The following is a 17,604-nucleotide window of genomic DNA, read 5'->3' on the forward strand; positions in this document are numbered from 1 at the left end:
TGAAATTAGGTCTGAAAGGAGTGGGGGAATGAGCAAGAAGGAGTGCATTGCCATGCTCCTTGCCGGCGGGCAAGGCAGCAGGCTTGGTGCGCTGACGAGCAACGTAGCAAAGCCCGCGGTGTCGTTTGGTGGCAAGTTCCGCATCATCGACTTCGCGCTTTCTAACTGCGCCAACTCAAACGTCGACACGGTTGGCGTGCTCACCCAGTATCGTCCGTATCTACTGCACAGCTATATCGGCACTGGCGAGGCGTGGAACCTCGACGAGCGCGACGGCGGCGTTTCGATTCTGCCGCCGTACGCCACCCAGACCGGCGGCGCCTGGTACGAGGGCACCGCTGACGCCGTGACGCAGAACCTCGGTTATATCGAGCAGAACGATCCCGAGTACGTGCTCATCCTCTCGGGTGACCAGCTCTACCGCATGGACTACGCGGACATGCTCGCCACCCACAAGAAGAACAACGCGGACCTGACCATCGCCGTCATGCCCGTGCCTTGGGAGGAAGCGTCCCGCTTCGGCATCATCACCGCCGACGACGAGGGTCGCATTACCAAGTTCACCGAGAAGCCCAAGAAGCCCGATTCAAACCTCGCCTCCATGGGCATCTACATCTTTACCGCCGACCTGCTGCTCAAGGCTCTGCGCGAGGATGCCGTCGACCAGCAGTCCGAGCACGATTTCGGCAACAACATCATCCCGAAGCTGCTTGCCGACGACAAGCGCCTCTTCACCTACGAGTTCAACGGCTTCTGGCGCGACGTTGGCACCATCTCCTCTTACCACGAGACGAGCATGGACCTGCTGGGGCCGAACCCCGCGTTCGACATCTTCGACGACGACTTCCCCGTCATGTCCAACACCTCCACCCGTCCGCCCTCGTTCGTGGGCCGCAACGGCGAGGTCGACGACTGCCTCGTCTCCAACGGCTGCACCATCCTGGGTAAGGCCAAGCACTCCATCCTCTCGACCGACGCCTACATCGGCGAGCGCGCCACCGTTGAGGATTCCGTGCTGCTGCCCGGCGCCGTGGTCAAGGACGGCGCGCACGTCGTCCGCGCCATTCTTGGCGAGAACGCCGTGGTAGAGGAGAACGTGAGCCTCGGCTCCGTCGACGCGACGAAGGACACTGCCGTCATCGGCAACGACGTCGTTGTCGGGAAGGGGGAGAACTAATCATGCAGAAGGTCATTGGCCTCATCACTTGTAACTACTCCGCCAAGGCCACCGGGCCCCTGACCGAGTACCGCCCGATCGCCTCCATGCCGTACCTCGGCCGTTATCGCTTGGTTGACTTCCCGCTGTCCAACATGGTCAACGCCGGCATCCGCACCGTGGGCATGGTTATGCCGTACAACTACCGCTCCATCATCGACCACGTCGAGTCCGGCAAGGACTGGGGCCTGGACCGCAAGAACGGCGGCCTGTTCATCCTGCCCGGCAGCGCCTTCGGCACCTCCCGCACCGGTGCGCGCTTCCTGCTGCGCGACCTCGTGCACAACAAGGTCTACTTCAACCGCTCGAACGCCGACTACGTCATCTTGTCGTCGGCCAACTTCGTCTACAACTTGGACCTCAACGATATGCTCGAGGCGCACAAGGCTTCCGGCGCGGACATCACCGTCCTCACCGCCACCGCCCCGCGCGTCAACGAAGACGTCGTCGGCTTCAACGTCGAGAACGGCCGCGTCCAGTCCTCGCACAACGGCGTCAAGTTCGGCGACACCGCCTTCCTCGACTGCTTCATCATCAGCCGCTCGCTGCTGCTCGACATGTTCGACTGGTACGCGCCCACCGACTACCTCGATCTCTTCGAGGCCATGGCCGGCGACTTCGGCCGCGTGAACGTCCAGTCCTACAACTTCGACGGCTTTGTGGCTCCGGTCTTCAACAAGAAGGAGTACTTCGAGTCTAATATGGACTTCCTGGACCCCAAGGTCTCCAACGAGGTCTTCCCGGCCGACCGCATCATCCACACCAAGGCGCACGACAACGCCCCCGCCAAGTTTGAGATCGGCTCGCGCGTCACCAACTCCCGCATTTCTTCCGGTAGCCGCATCTATGGCTCCGTGAGCGACTCCATCTTGGGCCGCAGCGTCGTGGTCGAGGCCGGCGCCACCGTGCGCAACGCCATCATCATGCAGGGTTGCGTCGTCAAGAGCGGCGCCCGCGTCGAGAACGCCATCGTCGACCGCGGCAACGTGGTCCCCGCCGGCACCGAGCTGCGCGGCACCCCCGACGACGTCCTTGTCAAAGAGAAGGCACGCGACTAGCACTACGCAGAAAGCGAACAGAACATGACTAACTCCGCCAAGCGCAGGAAGATCAGGGTGCTGTTCGCGGGCTCCGAGGCCGTCCCGTTCTCCAAGACGGGCGGCCTCGGGGATGTCGCGGGCTCGCTCCCCCGTGCTCTGAAGCACGCGGGTGCCCGCGCCGCCGTGATCACCCCGCTCTACGATTCCATCCCGCAGGAATACAAGGACCGCATGAAGCACGTGGGCGATTTCTACGTGCCTCTGGCCTGGCGCTCTATCTACTGCGGCATCGAGAAACTCAGCCTTCAGGGGCTGGACTTCTACTTCGTCGACAACAAGGACTACTTCGGTCGCGACGGCCTCTACGGCTACTTCGACGACGGCGAGCGCTTCGCCTACTTTGCCAAGGCCATCTGCGAGGCCATCGCCCGCATCCCCGAGCTCGAGTGCGATGTTCTGCACTGCAACGACTGGCAGACGGCGCTTTGCCCCGTCTTCCTTCGCGAGTTCTACCGCGACGTCCCGCAGTGTAACAACGTGAAGACCGTCTTCACCGTGCACAACGTCAAGTTCCAGGGTCAGTACGGCGATAAGGTCCTCGGCGAGATTTTGGGCCTCTCGCACATCCCCGCGGCTGCTGATCAGCTCCGTAGTGACAAGGACTCCATCAACTTTATGAAGGGCGCCCTGTGCTATACGGACTGGATCACCACCGTGAGCCCGAGCTACGCCAACGAGCTGCAGATGCCGTTCTACGGCGAGGGCATGGATGGCATCTTCCGTCGCCGCTCCAGCATCCTGTCCGGCATCCTCAACGGCATCGACCAGACCATCTGGAACCCGGCGTCCGACGCCATGATTCCCGCCAACTACTCGCAGGGCGAACTGGCCAACAAGGCCGAGTGCAAGCGCGCGCTGCAGGAGGAGTGCGGCCTGGATCAGGACCCGACGCGCCCGCTCATCGTGTCCATCGGTCGTCTTACCGACCAAAAGGGCTTGGGCCTCGTGCGCTACTCCATGGATCGGCTTATGTCCCGCGGCGTGCAGGTCATTATCCTGGGCACCGGCGACCACGACCACGAGGAAGCCTTCAAGTACTTCCAGTCCAAGTACCCCGGCAAGATGTGCGCCAAGATTGCCTTCGACAACGCGCTTTCTCACCGCATGTACGCCGGCGGCGACATCCTCCTCATGCCGTCCGAGTTCGAGCCCTGTGGCCTTTCGCAGATGATCGCCATGCGCTACGGCACCCTGCCTGTAGTGCGCGAGACCGGCGGTCTGCGCGACTCTGTGGCTCCGTACAACAAGTTCACCGGCGAAGGCACCGGTTTCTCGTTCGCCAACATGAACGCCGACGAGATGGCCGACACTTTGTTAGGTGCGTGCGAACTCTTCTGGACTGATAAGCCCGCTTGGGATAAGTTGGTTGATAACGCCATGAGCGCCGACTTCAGTTGGCGCCGCGCGGCGAACGACTACATGGACATCTACCACTGGCTCCACCCGGAGATCATTCGGTACAACAAGAGGAGAGATAGGTAACCTTTGAGAGCTCGTCATGTTACCTCAGAGAAGGAGTATAGGACTCCATTCGGCGCCGCCCAGTTGGGCGGCGTCGTTACGCTTGGCATCGATATTTGGGACGACGACGTCACGTTCTGCACGCTGAGGGTGTGGACCGATGCCCACGGAGAGCAGCTCATCGAGATGCGCGGCGAGGAGCACAGCGACCACCTGCACTTCTCGGTGGACTATAAGCCCGCCGAGACCGGCATCGTGTGGTACAGCTTCGACATCGAGGCCTCCGACGGCTCGGTGTGGCGCTACGGCGCCCGCCCCGGCTGGACCACGGGCGAGGGCGCCTTTGCATACGGCGACCCGCCTTCTTTCCAGCTCACCGTGTTCGAGCCGCGCGCGACGCAGCCCGACTGGTACAAGAACGGCATCGTCTACCAGATCTTCCCCGACCGCTTCGCGCGCGGCGAGGGTTGGCGCGAGCTTGCCGAGAAGGCGCTGGAGAACCACCAGAGCGGCCCCGAGCGCGTGCTCGTGGAGGACTGGGACACCCCGGTGACGTACAAGCGCAAGTCCGAGACCAACCTCGCCATTGCGCGCTGGGACTTCTACGGCGGCACGCTGGACGGTATCCGCAGCAAGCTCGGCTACTTAAAGGGCCTGGGCATCACGGTGATCTACCTCAACCCGATCTTTGATGCGGCAAGCAACCACCGCTACGACACGGCCGATTACCTGCGCATCGATCCGATGCTGGGCGACGAGGCCGCCTTCGGGCGCCTGTGCGACGAGGCCGCCGAGATGGGCATCTCCGTTGTTTTGGACGGCGTGTGGAACCACTGCGGGCGCGATTCCAAGTACTTTAACCGCGATGAGAACTACCCCGAGCCGGGCGCCTGGCAGGCGCACAAGGACGGGGCGGACTCGCCGTACGCCAACTGGTTCACCTTCAACGACGACGACACGTATGCCGGCTGGTGGGGCAACCAGGACATGCCGGCCTTCCGCGCCGATAGCGAGGACTATCACGAGCTTATTTGCGGCCGCGACGGCGTGGTGCGCAAGTGGCTGCGCGCCGGCGCCGCCGGTTGGCGCATGGACGTGGCCGACGAGCTCACCGACGAGTTCATCGCGCAGATTAAAGACGCCATTCTTGCCGAGAAGGAGGACGGCGTCTTGATCGGCGAGGTGTGGGAGGACGCGTCGAACAAGACCGCCTACGGCAAGCTTCGACAGTACTTCGAGGGCAAGGAGCTCGACGGCGTCATGAACTACCCGCTGCGCGCGGGGCTTCTCGACTACGTATGCGGGCACATCGGCGCCTCTGAGCTGGCCTCCCGCCTGGAGCAGCTGCGCGAGAACTACCCGCGCGAGGCCTTCTACAGCTGCCTGAACCTTTTGGGCAGCCACGACCGCGAGCGCCTCTTTACCATGCTGGGCAACGCGCCGGACCCCGACTCCATGAGCGAGGCGGAGCGCGCGGCGTACAAGCTGGACGACGGCCAGGCGGGGCTTGCCATGAGCCGCCTTTGGCTCACCGTGCTGCTGCAGATGACGCTGCCCGGCGTGCCGTGCGTGTATTACGGCGATGAGCTGGGCCTCGAGGGCCTGCGTGACCCGTTTAACCGCGGGACCTTCCCGTGGGGCGGCGGCCGTCGCGACTGCTTCAACATCGTGCGCAACTGCATCGCCATCCGCAAGACCCTGCCGGTGCTGACCGACGGCGACTTCGAGCCGTTTTCCTCGGGCGACGACGTCTTTGGTTTCTGGCGCCGCGGCGAGGACGGCAGCCAGGTGTGCGTGCTCGTCAACGCGAGCCTCTCCGACTCGCACACGGTGCGCGTGCCGATGGTCGACGAGGGCGTGAGCGACGTCGTCTCCGGCATGGGCCCCAAGGTCGAGCACGGGCAGGCCGAGGTGTTCCTCTGGCCGCTCGGCACGGCGATCCTGCATTTCCACAAGGAGCAGCGCCTCCAGGCCCCGCTCGAGCGCGGTATGGGCGTGCTGTGCCACGTGACCTCGGTGCCCAACGGCGGCAAGCCCGGCACCATGGGAGCGCCGGCCAAAGCCTTCGTGGACTGGCTGGCCGCCGCCGGCGTGCGCTACTGGCAGGTCCTGCCCGTCACCCCGCCCGACAGCTTCGGCTCGCCGTACGCGGGCCTCGGCGCCTTCGCGGGCTCGACGGCGCTTCTTGAGCAGGACGAGGCCGCGACGCTCGCCGCGCTCAAGGGCTGCGAGAAAACGCGCGAGTACCAGCGCTTCTGCGACAAGAACGAGTACTGGCTCACGAGCTACGCGTGCTTTATGGCCATCAAGGACCTGCTCGGCCCCGGCGAGTGGCAGAAGTGGCCTGCCAAGTACCGCAGCTATACGCCGAAGCTGGTCAATGACCCGCAGCTCAAGGCCGGTGTGGCAAAGCACATGAAGCTGCAGTTCGCGTTCGACGCGCAGTGGAGCGAGCTGCGCGCCTACGCCAACGAGCGTGGCATCAGCATCATTGGCGACATGCCCATGTACGTCTGCGGCGACTCCGCCGACACCTGGGCCGAGCCGGACATCTTCGACCTCGACGCCGACGGCTACGCGGGCGCCCAGGCCGGCGCGCCCGGCGACGCCTTCGCGCCCGAGGGACAGATGTGGGGCAACCCCACGTACAACTGGGACGCGTTGCGCGAGCAAGGATACGGCTGGTGGCTGTGCCGCTTTAGCCGCGCGTTCGACGTGTACGACTACGTGCGCCTGGATCACTTCATCGGTTTCTCTTCGTACTACTCTATCCCCAAGGGCAAGAAGGCCTCCGAGGGCGACTTCAACTTCGGGCCGGGGGCTGACCTCTTCCGTGCGGCACACAAGCAGTTCGGGCCGCTGCGGTTTATCGCCGAGGATTTGGGCGCCATTACGCCGGCCGTCCGCGCTCTCGTGGCCGAGACGGGCATTCCCGGCATGGACGTCGTGCAGTTCAGCGACGGCGACGTGCGTGAGGGCTACGAGCCCAAGCCCGAGACCATCGTCTACGGCGGCACGCACGACAACCAGACCCTGCTCGGATGGGCCAAGTCGCGCTTCGGCGTGGAGGGCAGCGAGGCCAAGGAGCTGGTCTGTCGCCTTAGCCGCGACGTGCTGGCCACCGACGCCGACGTTGCCGTGCTGCAGCTCCAGGACGTGCTGGGCCTCGACGACGATGCCCGTATGAACGTCCCCGGCGTGGCCGAGGGCAACTGGAGCTGGCGCGCCGACGAGGCAGACGTGACGGCCGCGGCCGATTATCTCGCCGAGCTCGTGCGAAGAAGCGGGCGATAGGGGCGTCGTCCGATGCGTTTGCGCGGTCATCCGCGGCCGCGTGCAACAAACCCTGCAGTTAGGGTCAGAATCGAGGCTGATTTTGACCCCAATTGCAGGGTTTTATCTTTGGGAGGGAAATCGCTGGCCGTTCCCCGAATATTGGTGGCGCTTTTGCGCCCGCCGGGAAAAATCAGATCCCACTACAGCAGCTGAGCGGGGGCGATGCGATGGGCAGAGAGGTTGACGAGAGGGTGGCGCGGTGGATGGCGGCGTCCGAGCGCGACAAGACGTGCTACGTGCCGCAGAGCAAGCCAGAGGCGCGGTGCCTGAACCGCCGGGTTGGGCGTGATGTCGTGCGGCCGGCGAGGGGGCTGTTTGCCGGCCGGGAGATCTGGGAGTCTTTGGAGCCGGACGAGCAGGCGCTCCGCGTGATCCGCGGCATGGCGGGGCAGGCGCCGGGCATCGTTTTCTGCGGCCCGTCGGCGGCGCTTGTCCACGAGCTTGACGTGCCGTGGAGGGCGCTGTCGCAGATCCATGCCGCGCAGGCGCCGGGAAGGCATTCCCGCTCGTCGGACGAGGTCGTGCGGCATGAATACGCTGGCAAGACGCTCTTGGCCGACGGGGTGGAGGTCACGCCGTTTTGGCGCACGGTGGTCGATTGTCTGCGCTGGCTTCCGTTCGCCGATGCGCTGGCCGTCGCGGATTCCGCTTTAAAGCAGATGGGCTGCTCAGCGGAGCGGCTGGTCGAGATCGTGGAGGAAGAGGGCTTCGGGCTGCGCGGCAAGGAAGAGGCGCTCGAGGTGGCGCGGCATGCCGATGCAAAGAGCGCGAACGCCGGCGAGTCGCTCGCGCGCGGGACGATGATCGAGTGCGGCTTCGCTCCGCCCGTGCTGCAGTTCGAGGTGCCGGACGCCCTCGAGCCGTGGACATCGTACTTCGTCGACTATGCGTGGCTCTCGGAGGACGGGCGGCCCTTGGTTTTCGGCGAGCTGGACGGATATCGCAAGACGGAGAACCCAAGGTACATGGGCGGGCGCAGCGCGGAGCGGGTTCTTCTCGACGAGCGGAGGAGGGAGTCGCGGATTTCGCTGACCGGGGTTCCCTTGGCGCGGTTCACGCTCGCCCAGGCGCTCGACGAGTGGGGCTTCTCGCTGTTTTTGCAGTCGTACGGGGTGCCTACGGCCCGGTGAGGGCAGGCACACGCAACAAACCCTGCAGTTGGGGTCAAAATCGGGGGCGATTCTGACCCTAATTGCAGGGTTTGTTGTGGAGCGGGGCGATGAGGGGCGCGGCGGGCCGCTGGCGGGGTCTCTGGGAGACGCGGTGGGACGCCGCGGGCGCCTACAGGTCGCGGTAATCGATGAGGCGCAGGTCGGGTTGGGCCTCGAGCCACGCGCGGAGCTCGGGGTCGATGAGGGCGTCGACCTCCTGCACGCGCGGCGTGGTAAGAGACGAGTTCTGCAGGATGAAATTGTCCAGGTAGCCGGGGTGGCAGACGACCACGACGGTCTCGCCGTCGGTCATCGCCTCGACCGTGCTGCGGATAAACGCCGCGGGGTCGTAGTCTGGGGCCATCGAGCCCATGACCATGCGGACGGGCGTGTTTGCGCAGGTCACCACAGCCATCGGGTCAAAGCTCGCCACCTGTTCGCGCAGGCCGAGGTCGGCCGCGACGTCGTGGATTGCCTGGTTGAGGTTCTTGCTGAGGACGGCGTGGGCCTCGAAGTAGTCGGGCTCGCGCCCCACGACCTCGACGAAGCGGTTGTGCTGCGCGCGGATCTCGATGCAGGCCTCGTCGTAATCGACGAGCTCCTCGCCGGCCTTGAAGTGCTCGCGGAACTCGCGGCTGCTGTGGAAGCACCCGTCCGCTCCCAGCAGGCTGGGAATGCGCGCCGGGTCGGCGCAGGGGCGCCCCAGGCAGACGTTGGTGTGCTGGCCGATGGCGATGTCCGCGTCGGCGATCCAGCTGACGCCGCGGGCGGTCTCGGGCATGTTGGGCATGACGCCCACCGAGCGCACGAGACCGTCGTGCACGGCGCGCGCGATGCCGAGGTCGACGGCGTACGAGTACCCGATGTCGTCCGCGCGGATGAGCAGCTGTTTCATGTGGAACGCTCCTTGGAAAGGAGCGCGACGGGTCGCGTGGCCCGTCGCGCTCGGGGGGTCGTTAGTCGGATTCTACTTGCTTGCGGCGGCCTCCTCGGCGTCGGCGTCGAGCTCTTCCTTGGTGAAGCCGAAGAGGAACGCGATGGCAGCGGCAGAGATAAACGCCGCGGCGGAGGCGATGCAGCCCCAGACGAGGTTCGCGGTGCCGCCGGCATCGTAGCCGGTGATGCCGAGGATGTTCGTTGCGCCGAGCACGTAGGTGGTCACGTTGGTCAGCGCGGCGATGAGGCCTCCGATGTGGGCCAGGACGCAGGGGGCCACGGGGACCATCACGAACATGGTGTTGACGGGCACGAAGACGTTGGAGAGCATGTCGGGCACGATCATCACTTCTCGCCCGTTGCTTTCATTGTGAGTGTAACCCAGGCGCAAAAACGGGCGGATGCACCCCTTTGGGTGGCCGATGAGCGGGGTGTCAGCGGTCTTGCGGATCAAACCCTGCAGTTGGGGTCAAAAGTGGGGGCGATTTTGACCCCAACTGCAGGGTTTGTTGTGGAGCGGGGCGATGAGGCAAAGGGACAGTCCTTTTGTCCACGGGGGATGTTGCGGCCGGCGGGTAAAATGAGGCGGGAAAATCGTGGGAGGGTGCCGCTTTATGCTGATCAACCGGGTTTCTCGCCAGATTATGAACACGCCGGAGCTCGAGCCGCTGGTGCGTGCGCTCGGCGCGGGCGATGACGCAACGCTGGCCGTCGCGCAGTCGGCGCGGCCGCTCATGCTGGCCGCTATCTGGGCAAACGCACCGCGGCCGTGCCTTTTTGTGGTGTCCGGTGAGGAGGCCGCCGACCGCGCGGCCCGCGCCCTCGCGGCGTGGCTCGGCCAAGACGTCGTCTGTCGCTACCCCGACCGCCGCGACTACCCGTGGAGCGAGAAGGCCCCTGACGACGCCGTCATAGGCGCCCGTTGTCGGGCCGTCGCGCGCCTGGCCGAGGGCGAGCGCTGCATCGTGGTGGCCTCGGCCCGCTCGCTGCTGCGCCGCGTGCCGCCCGTGGGCTCCGGCTACTACGCCTCGAGCACCTTCTCCGTGGGCGACGAGGTCCCCTTCGACGAGGTCCCGGCCCTGCTCGTGGGCATGGGCTACACCGACAACGGCGACGTGGCCGCCCCCGGCAGCTTCCATGTGCACGGCGACGCCGTCGACGTCTTTCCCGCGCAGGCCTCGGTTCCCGTGCGCATCGAGTTCTTTGGCGACGAAATCGACCGCGTGCGCCGCATGGTGGCCGCCACGGGCCAGACCATCGGCGAGCTGCAAAGCGTTACCGTGTCGCCGTGCCGCGAGATGGCGCTTACCGACGAGACCATCGGCCGCGCGGAGGAGGCCCTGTACAAGCGCGCGCAAAACGACACCGCATTGGCCGCTGATTTGGAGCTTATTTGTGCGCGAGCTGACCAGCCGTCGCTCGAGCGCTACTTGTCCGAGCTCTATGGCGGCACGGGCACTCCCATAGAACATGCAAGCGATTCGACCCTTGTGGTCCTTGCCGAGCCCCGCGCGCTCTTTGACGACTGCATGCACGCCTACGACGACATCAGCCAGGCGGCAACGGCCGCCCACACTTCGACGGCCGGCCTCTACACGAACCCCCGCCAGCTCGACTTCGGCCGCCAGCAGCGCCTCTCGTTCGCGTCCATGCTTCGCGCGGGCGCCGGTGCCGCCACGGCCTCGCTCGAGGTCAAGCGGCCGGGCGTCAACGGGTCGGACACGAAGCTCCTCGGCCGCGTCCGCCAGCTCGTCAACGATCGCTCCGCGGTCCTCTTCGCAGTGCCCGACCGAGCCGCCCGCGAGGCCCTTGAGCTGCGCTTTAATGACGAATCCATTCCCTTTGCCGAGTCGCTCGGCTCCGCGGCCGAGAACGCCCACGACGTCTGCGACGACGACGCGCGCTTCGATGCGCCGCCCCTGCCGCGCGACCGCGTGACCTTTATCGACGCGCCCGTGCCGGCCGGCGTCGTGCTTCCCGCCTGCCGCCTGGGCATTCTTTCCGTCGACGACCTGGCCTCGCGCACGGCCAAGGCCCGCCGCCGCGCCAAGCGCGTGGACCCCACGACCGTCACCTTCCCCTTCAAGCCGGGCGACTACGTGGTCCACGCCACGCACGGCATCGCGCTGTTTGCCGACATCGTGCGCCAGGAGGTCGGCGGCCGCGAGCGCGACTATTTCCTGCTCAAGTACTCCGGCGACGACAAGCTCTTTGTGCCGCTCGAGCAGGTCGACCGCATCACGCGCTACGTCGGCCCCGACGGCGACTCGCCGCGCCTCACCCGCCTGAACACCGCCGACTGGTCCCGCGCCACCGGCAAGGCCCGCAAATCTGCAAAGAAGCTCGCGTTTGACCTGGTAGACCTCTATACGCGCCGCTCGGCAGTGTTGGGCTTCGCCTTCTCGCAGGATACGCCGGCGCAGGAGGACATGGAGTCGGGCTTTAGCTACGACCTCACGACCGACCAGGCAAGCGCTGTGGCCGACATCAAAACCGATATGGAATCCACGAAGCCGATGGACCGGCTTCTTTGCGGCGACGTGGGCTTTGGCAAGACTGAGGTGGCTCTGCGCGCAGCGTTTAAGTGCTGCCAGGACTCCAAGCAAGTCATGATCTTGTGCCCCACGACGATCCTCGCGCAGCAGCACTTCGAGACGTTCTTTGAGCGGTTCGCGCCGTTCGACATCAAGGTGAGCGTGCTCTCGCGCTTTGTGACGCCGGCCCAGCAGCGCCGCGCGCTCGAGGGCTTCGCGGACGGCTCGGTCGATGTGCTCGTGGGCACGCACCGTCTGCTCTCGGCCGACGTTAACCCCTATGACCTGGGGCTCGTTATCATCGACGAGGAGCAGCGCTTCGGCGTGCAGCATAAAGAGCAGCTCAAGAACATGCGCGAGCAGGTCGACGTCCTTACCCTCTCGGCCACGCCGATCCCGCGCACCATGCAGATGGCGATGAGCGGCGTGCGCGACATGAGCCTTATCATGACGCCGCCGCCCGGGCGCCTCCCGGTCAAGGTGACGGTGGGGGAGTACGACCCCGACGTGGTCAGCGCCGCCATCCGCGCCGAGCTCGCGCGCAAGGGCCAGGTCTACTACGTGAGCAACCGCGTGCATACCATCGACGACGCCGTGGCGCGTGTGATGGAGGCTGCGCCCGAGGCCCGCGTGGGTGTGGCGCACGGCAAGATGAGCGCGCGAGAAGTTGAAGATATGATGCTGCAATTCGACGAGCACGAGATCGACGTGCTCGTGGCGACAACCATCATCGAATCGGGCATCGATAACTCGCACACAAATACTCTAATCATCGAGGATTCTCACCGCTTGGGTCTGGCGCAGTTGTACCAGCTCAAGGGTCGTGTTGGTCGCAGTAAGGTGCAGGCGTACGCGTATTTTATGTTCCCGGGAGAGACGCCGCTCACGCCGGAGGCCACTGATCGCCTTACGGCGATTAACGAGTACCAGGACCTTGGCAGCGGCATGAAAATTGCCATGCGCGACCTCGAGATCCGCGGCGCCGGCTCGCTTATGGGCGCCGAGCAGCACGGTAACCTCTCGAGCGTCGGCTTCGACCTCTTTACGCAGATGCTCGGCGAGGCCGTGGCCGAGGCCCGCGGCGAGACACGCGACGTGGAGCTCGCCGAGGTGAACATCAACCTGCCGGCGGACTTCTTCCTAGCCGAGGAGTATCTGCCGGAGGTCGACCGCCGCGTGCTCGCGTACCGCAAGCTGGCGGCCGCTGTGGACCTCGCCGAGGTCGATGAGCTGCAAAAAGAGACCGAGGATCGCTTCGGCGCGCTGCCGGTGGCCGGGCGCAACTTGTTTGACCGGGCGCGCGTGAGGATCCGCGGCCAGCGCCTGGGCCTCACCGCGGTGAGCCTGACGAACGGGCGTATCGTCTACCAGGGCGTCGAGGTCCCGCGCGCGACGGCCCTGCGCCTGCGCGGCGAGGGCGCGCTCAACTACCCCAAGACCAAGAAGCTCGCCTACCCCTTCCGCCGCAAGGATTCCGAGCTCATGCCCGTCGCCCTCGGCGTCCTCGCCCAGCTTGGCGGCGACGACGAGGTGGACGAGTAACGTCGCAAGTACCTCTCACGGCTTTGCTGGCCGCCGCGCCGCGGAGTGACGCTCGCCGGCCGGCAGTTGTTGGGCCAAAAATCGCAGTTGTAGCGCTTCAATCGGGGCAACATCTGCGATTTTTGGCCCGGGAACGGCGCCTGCGCCCGACGCGGGGCGCGAGCCGGGGCGTCCAAATGGAGCCGATGATTTTAAGTCATCTGGAGCTAACTTATGGTAGCTTTGTTAACCGATACTTACTCATCGTGGGATACCTATCGGCATCCGTAAGGTAAATCTCGCTCGGCGGTGCTATCTAGCTGCGCGAATGTACAGAGAAGGGGATATATGCAAGATCAAGAGAAGCTCCGGCGACACCTCACGTCGCTCGGAGGCAACGCCGCCCGAGGGGCGGTCGTCGCGGCGCTGGCGCTCTCGATGGTGCCGACCGCAGCCCTCGCGGAAATGACGACGGAGACCGGCTCCACTGCTACCAACACTGTGCCGGCCTCCGCCCAAGTCGAGGAACAAACGTCCTCTGAAGAGGATTATACCGCCGCCGTCCTCGCCTCCGCGACGGATAACGGCAGCTCAACCTATGATTTGAGCAAGATCGCCGACGGCACGTACGAGGGCACCGCTCAGGTGGCCGAGAACGGCTCCGAGGACAACGACGACGAGTTCGACGGCTACACCGTGAACGTAAGCGTGACCGTGGCCGATCACAAGATCGCCGGCGTCACGGTGGCCACCACCGCCCCGAGCGACTCCACGTCCTACGTGAACAAGGCCCTCACCGGCACCAAGAAGAGCCCGACCGGCATGTCCGATCGCATTGTGGCCGACCAGTCCACCAGCGTGGACGCCGTTTCCGGCGCCACCTTTACCTCCGAGGCCATCAAGGAGGCCACGGCTAACGCCCTGGCCAACGCCAAGACCGAGGAGACCCCCGTCGCCGACGAGTACACCTACGGCTACGCGTCGCTGACCTGGGCCGAGTACTGGGCCAACGAGGCCGTGTACAACGCCGGCTCCACCGCGACCTCCGACGAAGTCGACCGCGACACGGGCTCCGTCCAGGAGCGCGACCGCGGCGCCTTCGACGTGGTTACCCGCGCGACCTCCAACCACGGCCTGCACCGCGGCAGCTTCCAGTGCACCGACGTGATTGAGACCGCCGAGGGGGTCGAGATCAGCCCGTCCTACTATCCGAACAAGACGTCCTTCGTCGACGTTGACGGCAAGACCTGGACCATCAGCGGCGGCAAGGTGTCCGACGGCACGAACACCTACACCATTGCCGGCCACAAGGTGACCGGCACCAAGTACGTGCCCGTTAAGGTGAAGACCGCCGACCTCGAGGCCTTTAAGGCGACCCACGCGTTCTACGCCAACGGCACCGAGCTCGCCGGCGGCTTCTCCGAGAACAACCTCTCGGCCTACACGGGCGTCGTCGCCTCCGTCGACGAGAACACGAACGGCCTGAAGGAGGTCACCAAGTCCGGCGACGCCTTTATCTTCTCGGCCGCCAAGTCCGGCAGCACCTCCGGCATTAAGGACCAGGACCTCAAAACCGCGACCGGCATCACCGCTACCGTGTGCCGCACGACCGAGGCCGACACCGAGAACGCCGACACCTTCCACACCGGATCCTTCGGCGAGTTCCTGCGCGTCGACCTCTCGGGCGACTACGGCGACCTGGGCGCCAACATGCAGTCCGTGACCTGGACGTATTACGGTAAGGACGCCAGCCGTTCCACGGCCCTGGCCACCTACGGCACCAAGTTCGCGGCCGACAACTGGATGCACAAGAACTTCGGCGTTCAGCTGGGCCTCACCGAGTCCGCGCGCTGCCAGCTCCCCGAGGGCACCGACGGCACCGGCTACTGGACCGTGACCGTCCACGCCCTGGGCTACAACGACTACACCTACAGCTTCGAGGCCACCTCGGACAACATCTACACGGCGCCCACGCCCGTGACCGAGGAGACCAAGAAGGCGCTCCAGGACCTCTACGACGAGGCCTCCGCCCTCAAGGAGTCCAACTACACCGCCGAGTCCTGGAGCGCTTCGGCCATCGCGACCGAGCTCGCCGAGACCAAGGAGCTTCTTGACAACACCGAGCTGACCGAGACCGCCGCGTCCGAGCAGCTCACGCACCTGCAGGCCGCCGTCGACGCGCTGGTCAAGGCGCACCCCGTCGCCGGCGACTACCTGGTGATGAACATCCCGTACAGCGACTTCTACGCCGCTGAGACCGCGAGCAACACGACCTCCGTCGACGTCTTTACCTCCGCGACCAAGTCCAAGACCACGGGCAACCTCTCGGCCGGCACCTACCACACCGAGGACGGCTCCGAGATCTCCGGCGTGACCTTTGCCGTTAAGGTGACCGATTCCGCCGAGGGCATCGACTGGAGCAAGTTTACGCAGGTCGAGGGCACCGACGCCCTGGCCACCGCCGCTTCTTACTCCTACAGCTACGTGTCTGACGACGAGGCTCCCGCCACGTACAAGGAGATGAGCGCCGACGCGAGCGGCAAGGTCTCCTTCGGCAAGACGACCGGCGCCGAGGCCACCGTGCTCGACGGCTCCGCCGACGCCGAGTTCTCGACCGAGACGAGCTACGGCGACTACGAGCTCGACTTCCACGCGGACACTTCCGTGTACGAGACGCTCAAGGGCGCGACCGTTTACGGCGCCGTGGTCAACACCACCGACGGCTACGGCTACGGCCTGCGCAGCCTCGAGAACATCTGGAAGACCGACAAGCACGGCCTCGAGTTCGCTTGGTGCACCGGCTTTACCTCGCAGGTCCACGGCTGCCCGACGAGCTCGGAGCACTACAAGTCCATCATGGGCAAGACCATCGGCAGCGTGACGGTGTACACCTCCGCCGGCTCCTATCAGATTAACCTGGGCGACGGCATCTACGTGCCCCTGAAGAGCGCCGACGTGAGCGTTTCCGCCGCCGACGCGACCGACGCGAACCCGACCGTGAGCGTTGAGGCCAACCTGCCCGAGGGCTTCCAGGCCGTCTACACCATCGACGGCGCCGAGGTCTCGCCGGCCACCGGCCGCTCCGCGCTCTCCTTCGACGTGAGAAACCTCTCCGTGGGCCAGCACACGCTGAAGGCCACCGATAAGTCCGGCAAGTACGCCGCGGTGAGCGACACCTTTGTCCTCTCCACCGACAAGACCGTGGCCGCCTATGACGTTGCGAGCGCCGGCCTGGTCAAGGCCGAGGGTGCGACCGACGCGCAGCTGGCCAACTACCTGGGCAACATCGCCACGGTGAGCGTCAACGGCACCGACTACAGCGCCACCGGCCGCGGCGCGGCGCAGATCATCGATGCCAAGACGGGCGCCGTGAACACCGGGGCGACCTCCGGCATGGGCAACGCGGCCAAGAATGTCTTTAACGGCTACGGCACCTACACCATGACCGTTAAGGCCACCGGCTACAACAAGGACGTCGAGTTCACCTTTACCTACGAGGCCGACAAGGCTGCGCTGAAGTCCGCCATCGCCAACGTTGAGAACGACCTCGCCGAGGCCGACTACAGCAAGACGAGCTGGGCCGCCCTGAAGTCCGCCGTCGAGGCCGGCCAGAAGGTCGTGGACAACGTGGCCGCCACCGACGAAGAGGTCGCTGCCGCCGCGCAGGCCATCGCCGACGCCCGCGCCGCGCTCGTGGCCAACCCGCTGATCGACCTCAAGGCCTCCATCGAGTCCGCCGAGAAGCTCTCCGAGTCCGACTACACGATCGCGACCTGGAAGAACTTCGCCTCCGCTCTCGACGATGCCAAGAAGGTGGCCGCCGACGCCGCCTCCACCGACGCGCAGGTGACGGCCGCCGCCGAGGCCCTGGCCAACGCGCGCAAGGCCCTGGTCCACGCCGCCACTGCGAGCGACGTGACCGACCTCAAGGTCGAGATCGGCCGTGTCGACGTGCTCGCCGAGTCCGACTACACCGCCGACTCCTGGAAGGCCTACCAAGCCGCCCTCGCCGCCGCCAAGAAGGTCGAGGCCACCGAGGGCGCGTCGCAGGACGAGGTCCAGGCGGCCACCAAGGCCCTGGCCGACGCCCGCAAGGCGCTCGTGAAGAACGCGGCCGAGCAGGAGACCGACAACGTGGTCAACGACGTAGTGAACAACGACGTGGTCAACAACACCAACACCACCACGAACGCCGCGTCCGCGAGCGGCACCGGCGCCTCCGGTAGCAAGAGTCTCCCGAAGACCTCCGACGCCTCTCTTGCCATGGGCGGCGTGGCTGGTCTCGGCGCGGTTATCGCCGGCGTTTCGGCGACCCTGCGTCGTCGCTTCAAGCGCTAATCAAAGCGTGA

At 65.5% G+C, this 17,604-nt stretch carries 9 protein-coding genes; 7 read left to right on the forward strand and 2 right to left on the reverse strand.

All coding sequences use genetic code 11. The features are described 5' to 3' along the window. The first annotated feature begins 28 nt into the window (after nt 1–28). From U5709_RS07700 to U5709_RS07720, 5 genes are all read left to right on the forward strand, one after another. Nucleotides 29–1,177 carry a glucose-1-phosphate adenylyltransferase gene (locus U5709_RS07700; RefSeq protein ID WP_321972217.1) on the forward strand — a complete coding sequence of 383 codons (1,149 nt, stop codon included), beginning with the start codon at nt 29–31 and terminating at the stop codon, nt 1,175–1,177. A gap of 2 nt (nt 1,178–1,179) precedes the next feature. Further along, entirely contained in the window at nt 1,180–2,274 is a 1,095-nt protein-coding gene (glgD, locus tag U5709_RS07705) for a glucose-1-phosphate adenylyltransferase subunit GlgD (RefSeq protein WP_321972218.1), read from the forward strand. Nucleotides 2,275–2,298: 24 nt separating this feature from the next. Continuing rightward, a complete protein-coding gene (gene glgA / locus U5709_RS07710; RefSeq protein ID WP_321972219.1) occupies nt 2,299–3,798 on the forward strand; it encodes a glycogen synthase GlgA in 1,500 nt (499 codons plus the stop codon). Between the two features lie 63 nt (nt 3,799–3,861). Beyond that, nucleotides 3,862–7,071 (forward strand): 4-alpha-glucanotransferase, encoded by a 3,210-nt coding sequence (locus tag U5709_RS07715; RefSeq protein WP_321973132.1) that lies wholly within the window; start codon nt 3,862–3,864, stop codon nt 7,069–7,071. Nucleotides 7,072–7,316: 245 nt separating this feature from the next. Further along, the gene (locus U5709_RS07720) at nt 7,317–8,243 is read left to right on the forward strand and encodes a hypothetical protein (RefSeq protein WP_321972221.1); all 927 of its coding nucleotides are present in this window, start codon (nt 7,317–7,319) and stop codon (nt 8,241–8,243) included. 151 nt (nt 8,244–8,394) lie between these two features. Here U5709_RS07720 and U5709_RS07725 read toward each other — a convergent pair whose 3' ends face one another. After that, nucleotides 8,395–9,159, reverse strand: coding sequence for a ChbG/HpnK family deacetylase (locus tag U5709_RS07725; RefSeq protein WP_321973133.1), 765 nt, complete (start codon nt 9,157–9,159; stop codon nt 8,395–8,397). Nucleotides 9,160–9,231: 72 nt separating this feature from the next. Next, nucleotides 9,232–9,540 carry a hypothetical protein gene (locus U5709_RS07730; RefSeq protein ID WP_321973134.1) on the reverse strand — a complete coding sequence of 103 codons (309 nt, stop codon included), beginning with the start codon at nt 9,538–9,540 and terminating at the stop codon, nt 9,232–9,234. A gap of 274 nt (nt 9,541–9,814) precedes the next feature. On the opposite strand from U5709_RS07730, the gene mfd reads away from it, so the two are divergent. After that, nucleotides 9,815–13,276, forward strand: coding sequence for a transcription-repair coupling factor (gene mfd, locus U5709_RS07735; RefSeq protein ID WP_321973135.1), 3,462 nt, complete (start codon nt 9,815–9,817; stop codon nt 13,274–13,276). Nucleotides 13,277–13,603: 327 nt separating this feature from the next. Then, complete coding sequence (locus U5709_RS07740; RefSeq protein ID WP_321973136.1) at nt 13,604–17,593, forward strand: penicillin-binding Tp47 domain C-containing protein; 3,990 nt, start codon at nt 13,604–13,606, stop codon at nt 17,591–17,593. The last annotated feature ends 11 nt before the right edge of the window (nt 17,594–17,604 follow it).

Source organism: Paratractidigestivibacter sp., from assembly GCF_963660155.1.
Classification (GTDB): Bacteria; Actinomycetota; Coriobacteriia; order Coriobacteriales; family Atopobiaceae; genus Paratractidigestivibacter.

Excerpts from the sequence above, each read along its gene's own strand:
- U5709_RS07740 (WP_321973136.1), top strand. The coding sequence starts at position 13,604 with ATGCAAGATCAAGAGAAGCTCCGGCGACACCTCACGTCGCTCGGAGGC.
- U5709_RS07725 (WP_321973133.1), bottom strand. The coding sequence starts at position 9,159 with ATGAAACAGCTGCTCATCCGCGCGGACGACATCGGGTACTCGTACGCC.
- glgD (WP_321972218.1), top strand. The coding sequence starts at position 1,180 with ATGCAGAAGGTCATTGGCCTCATCACTTGTAACTACTCCGCCAAGGCC.
- U5709_RS07720 (WP_321972221.1), top strand. The coding sequence starts at position 7,317 with ATGGCGGCGTCCGAGCGCGACAAGACGTGCTACGTGCCGCAGAGCAAG.
- glgA (WP_321972219.1), top strand. The coding sequence starts at position 2,299 with ATGACTAACTCCGCCAAGCGCAGGAAGATCAGGGTGCTGTTCGCGGGC.
- mfd (WP_321973135.1), top strand. The coding sequence starts at position 9,815 with ATGCTGATCAACCGGGTTTCTCGCCAGATTATGAACACGCCGGAGCTC.
- U5709_RS07700 (WP_321972217.1), top strand. The coding sequence starts at position 29 with ATGAGCAAGAAGGAGTGCATTGCCATGCTCCTTGCCGGCGGGCAAGGC.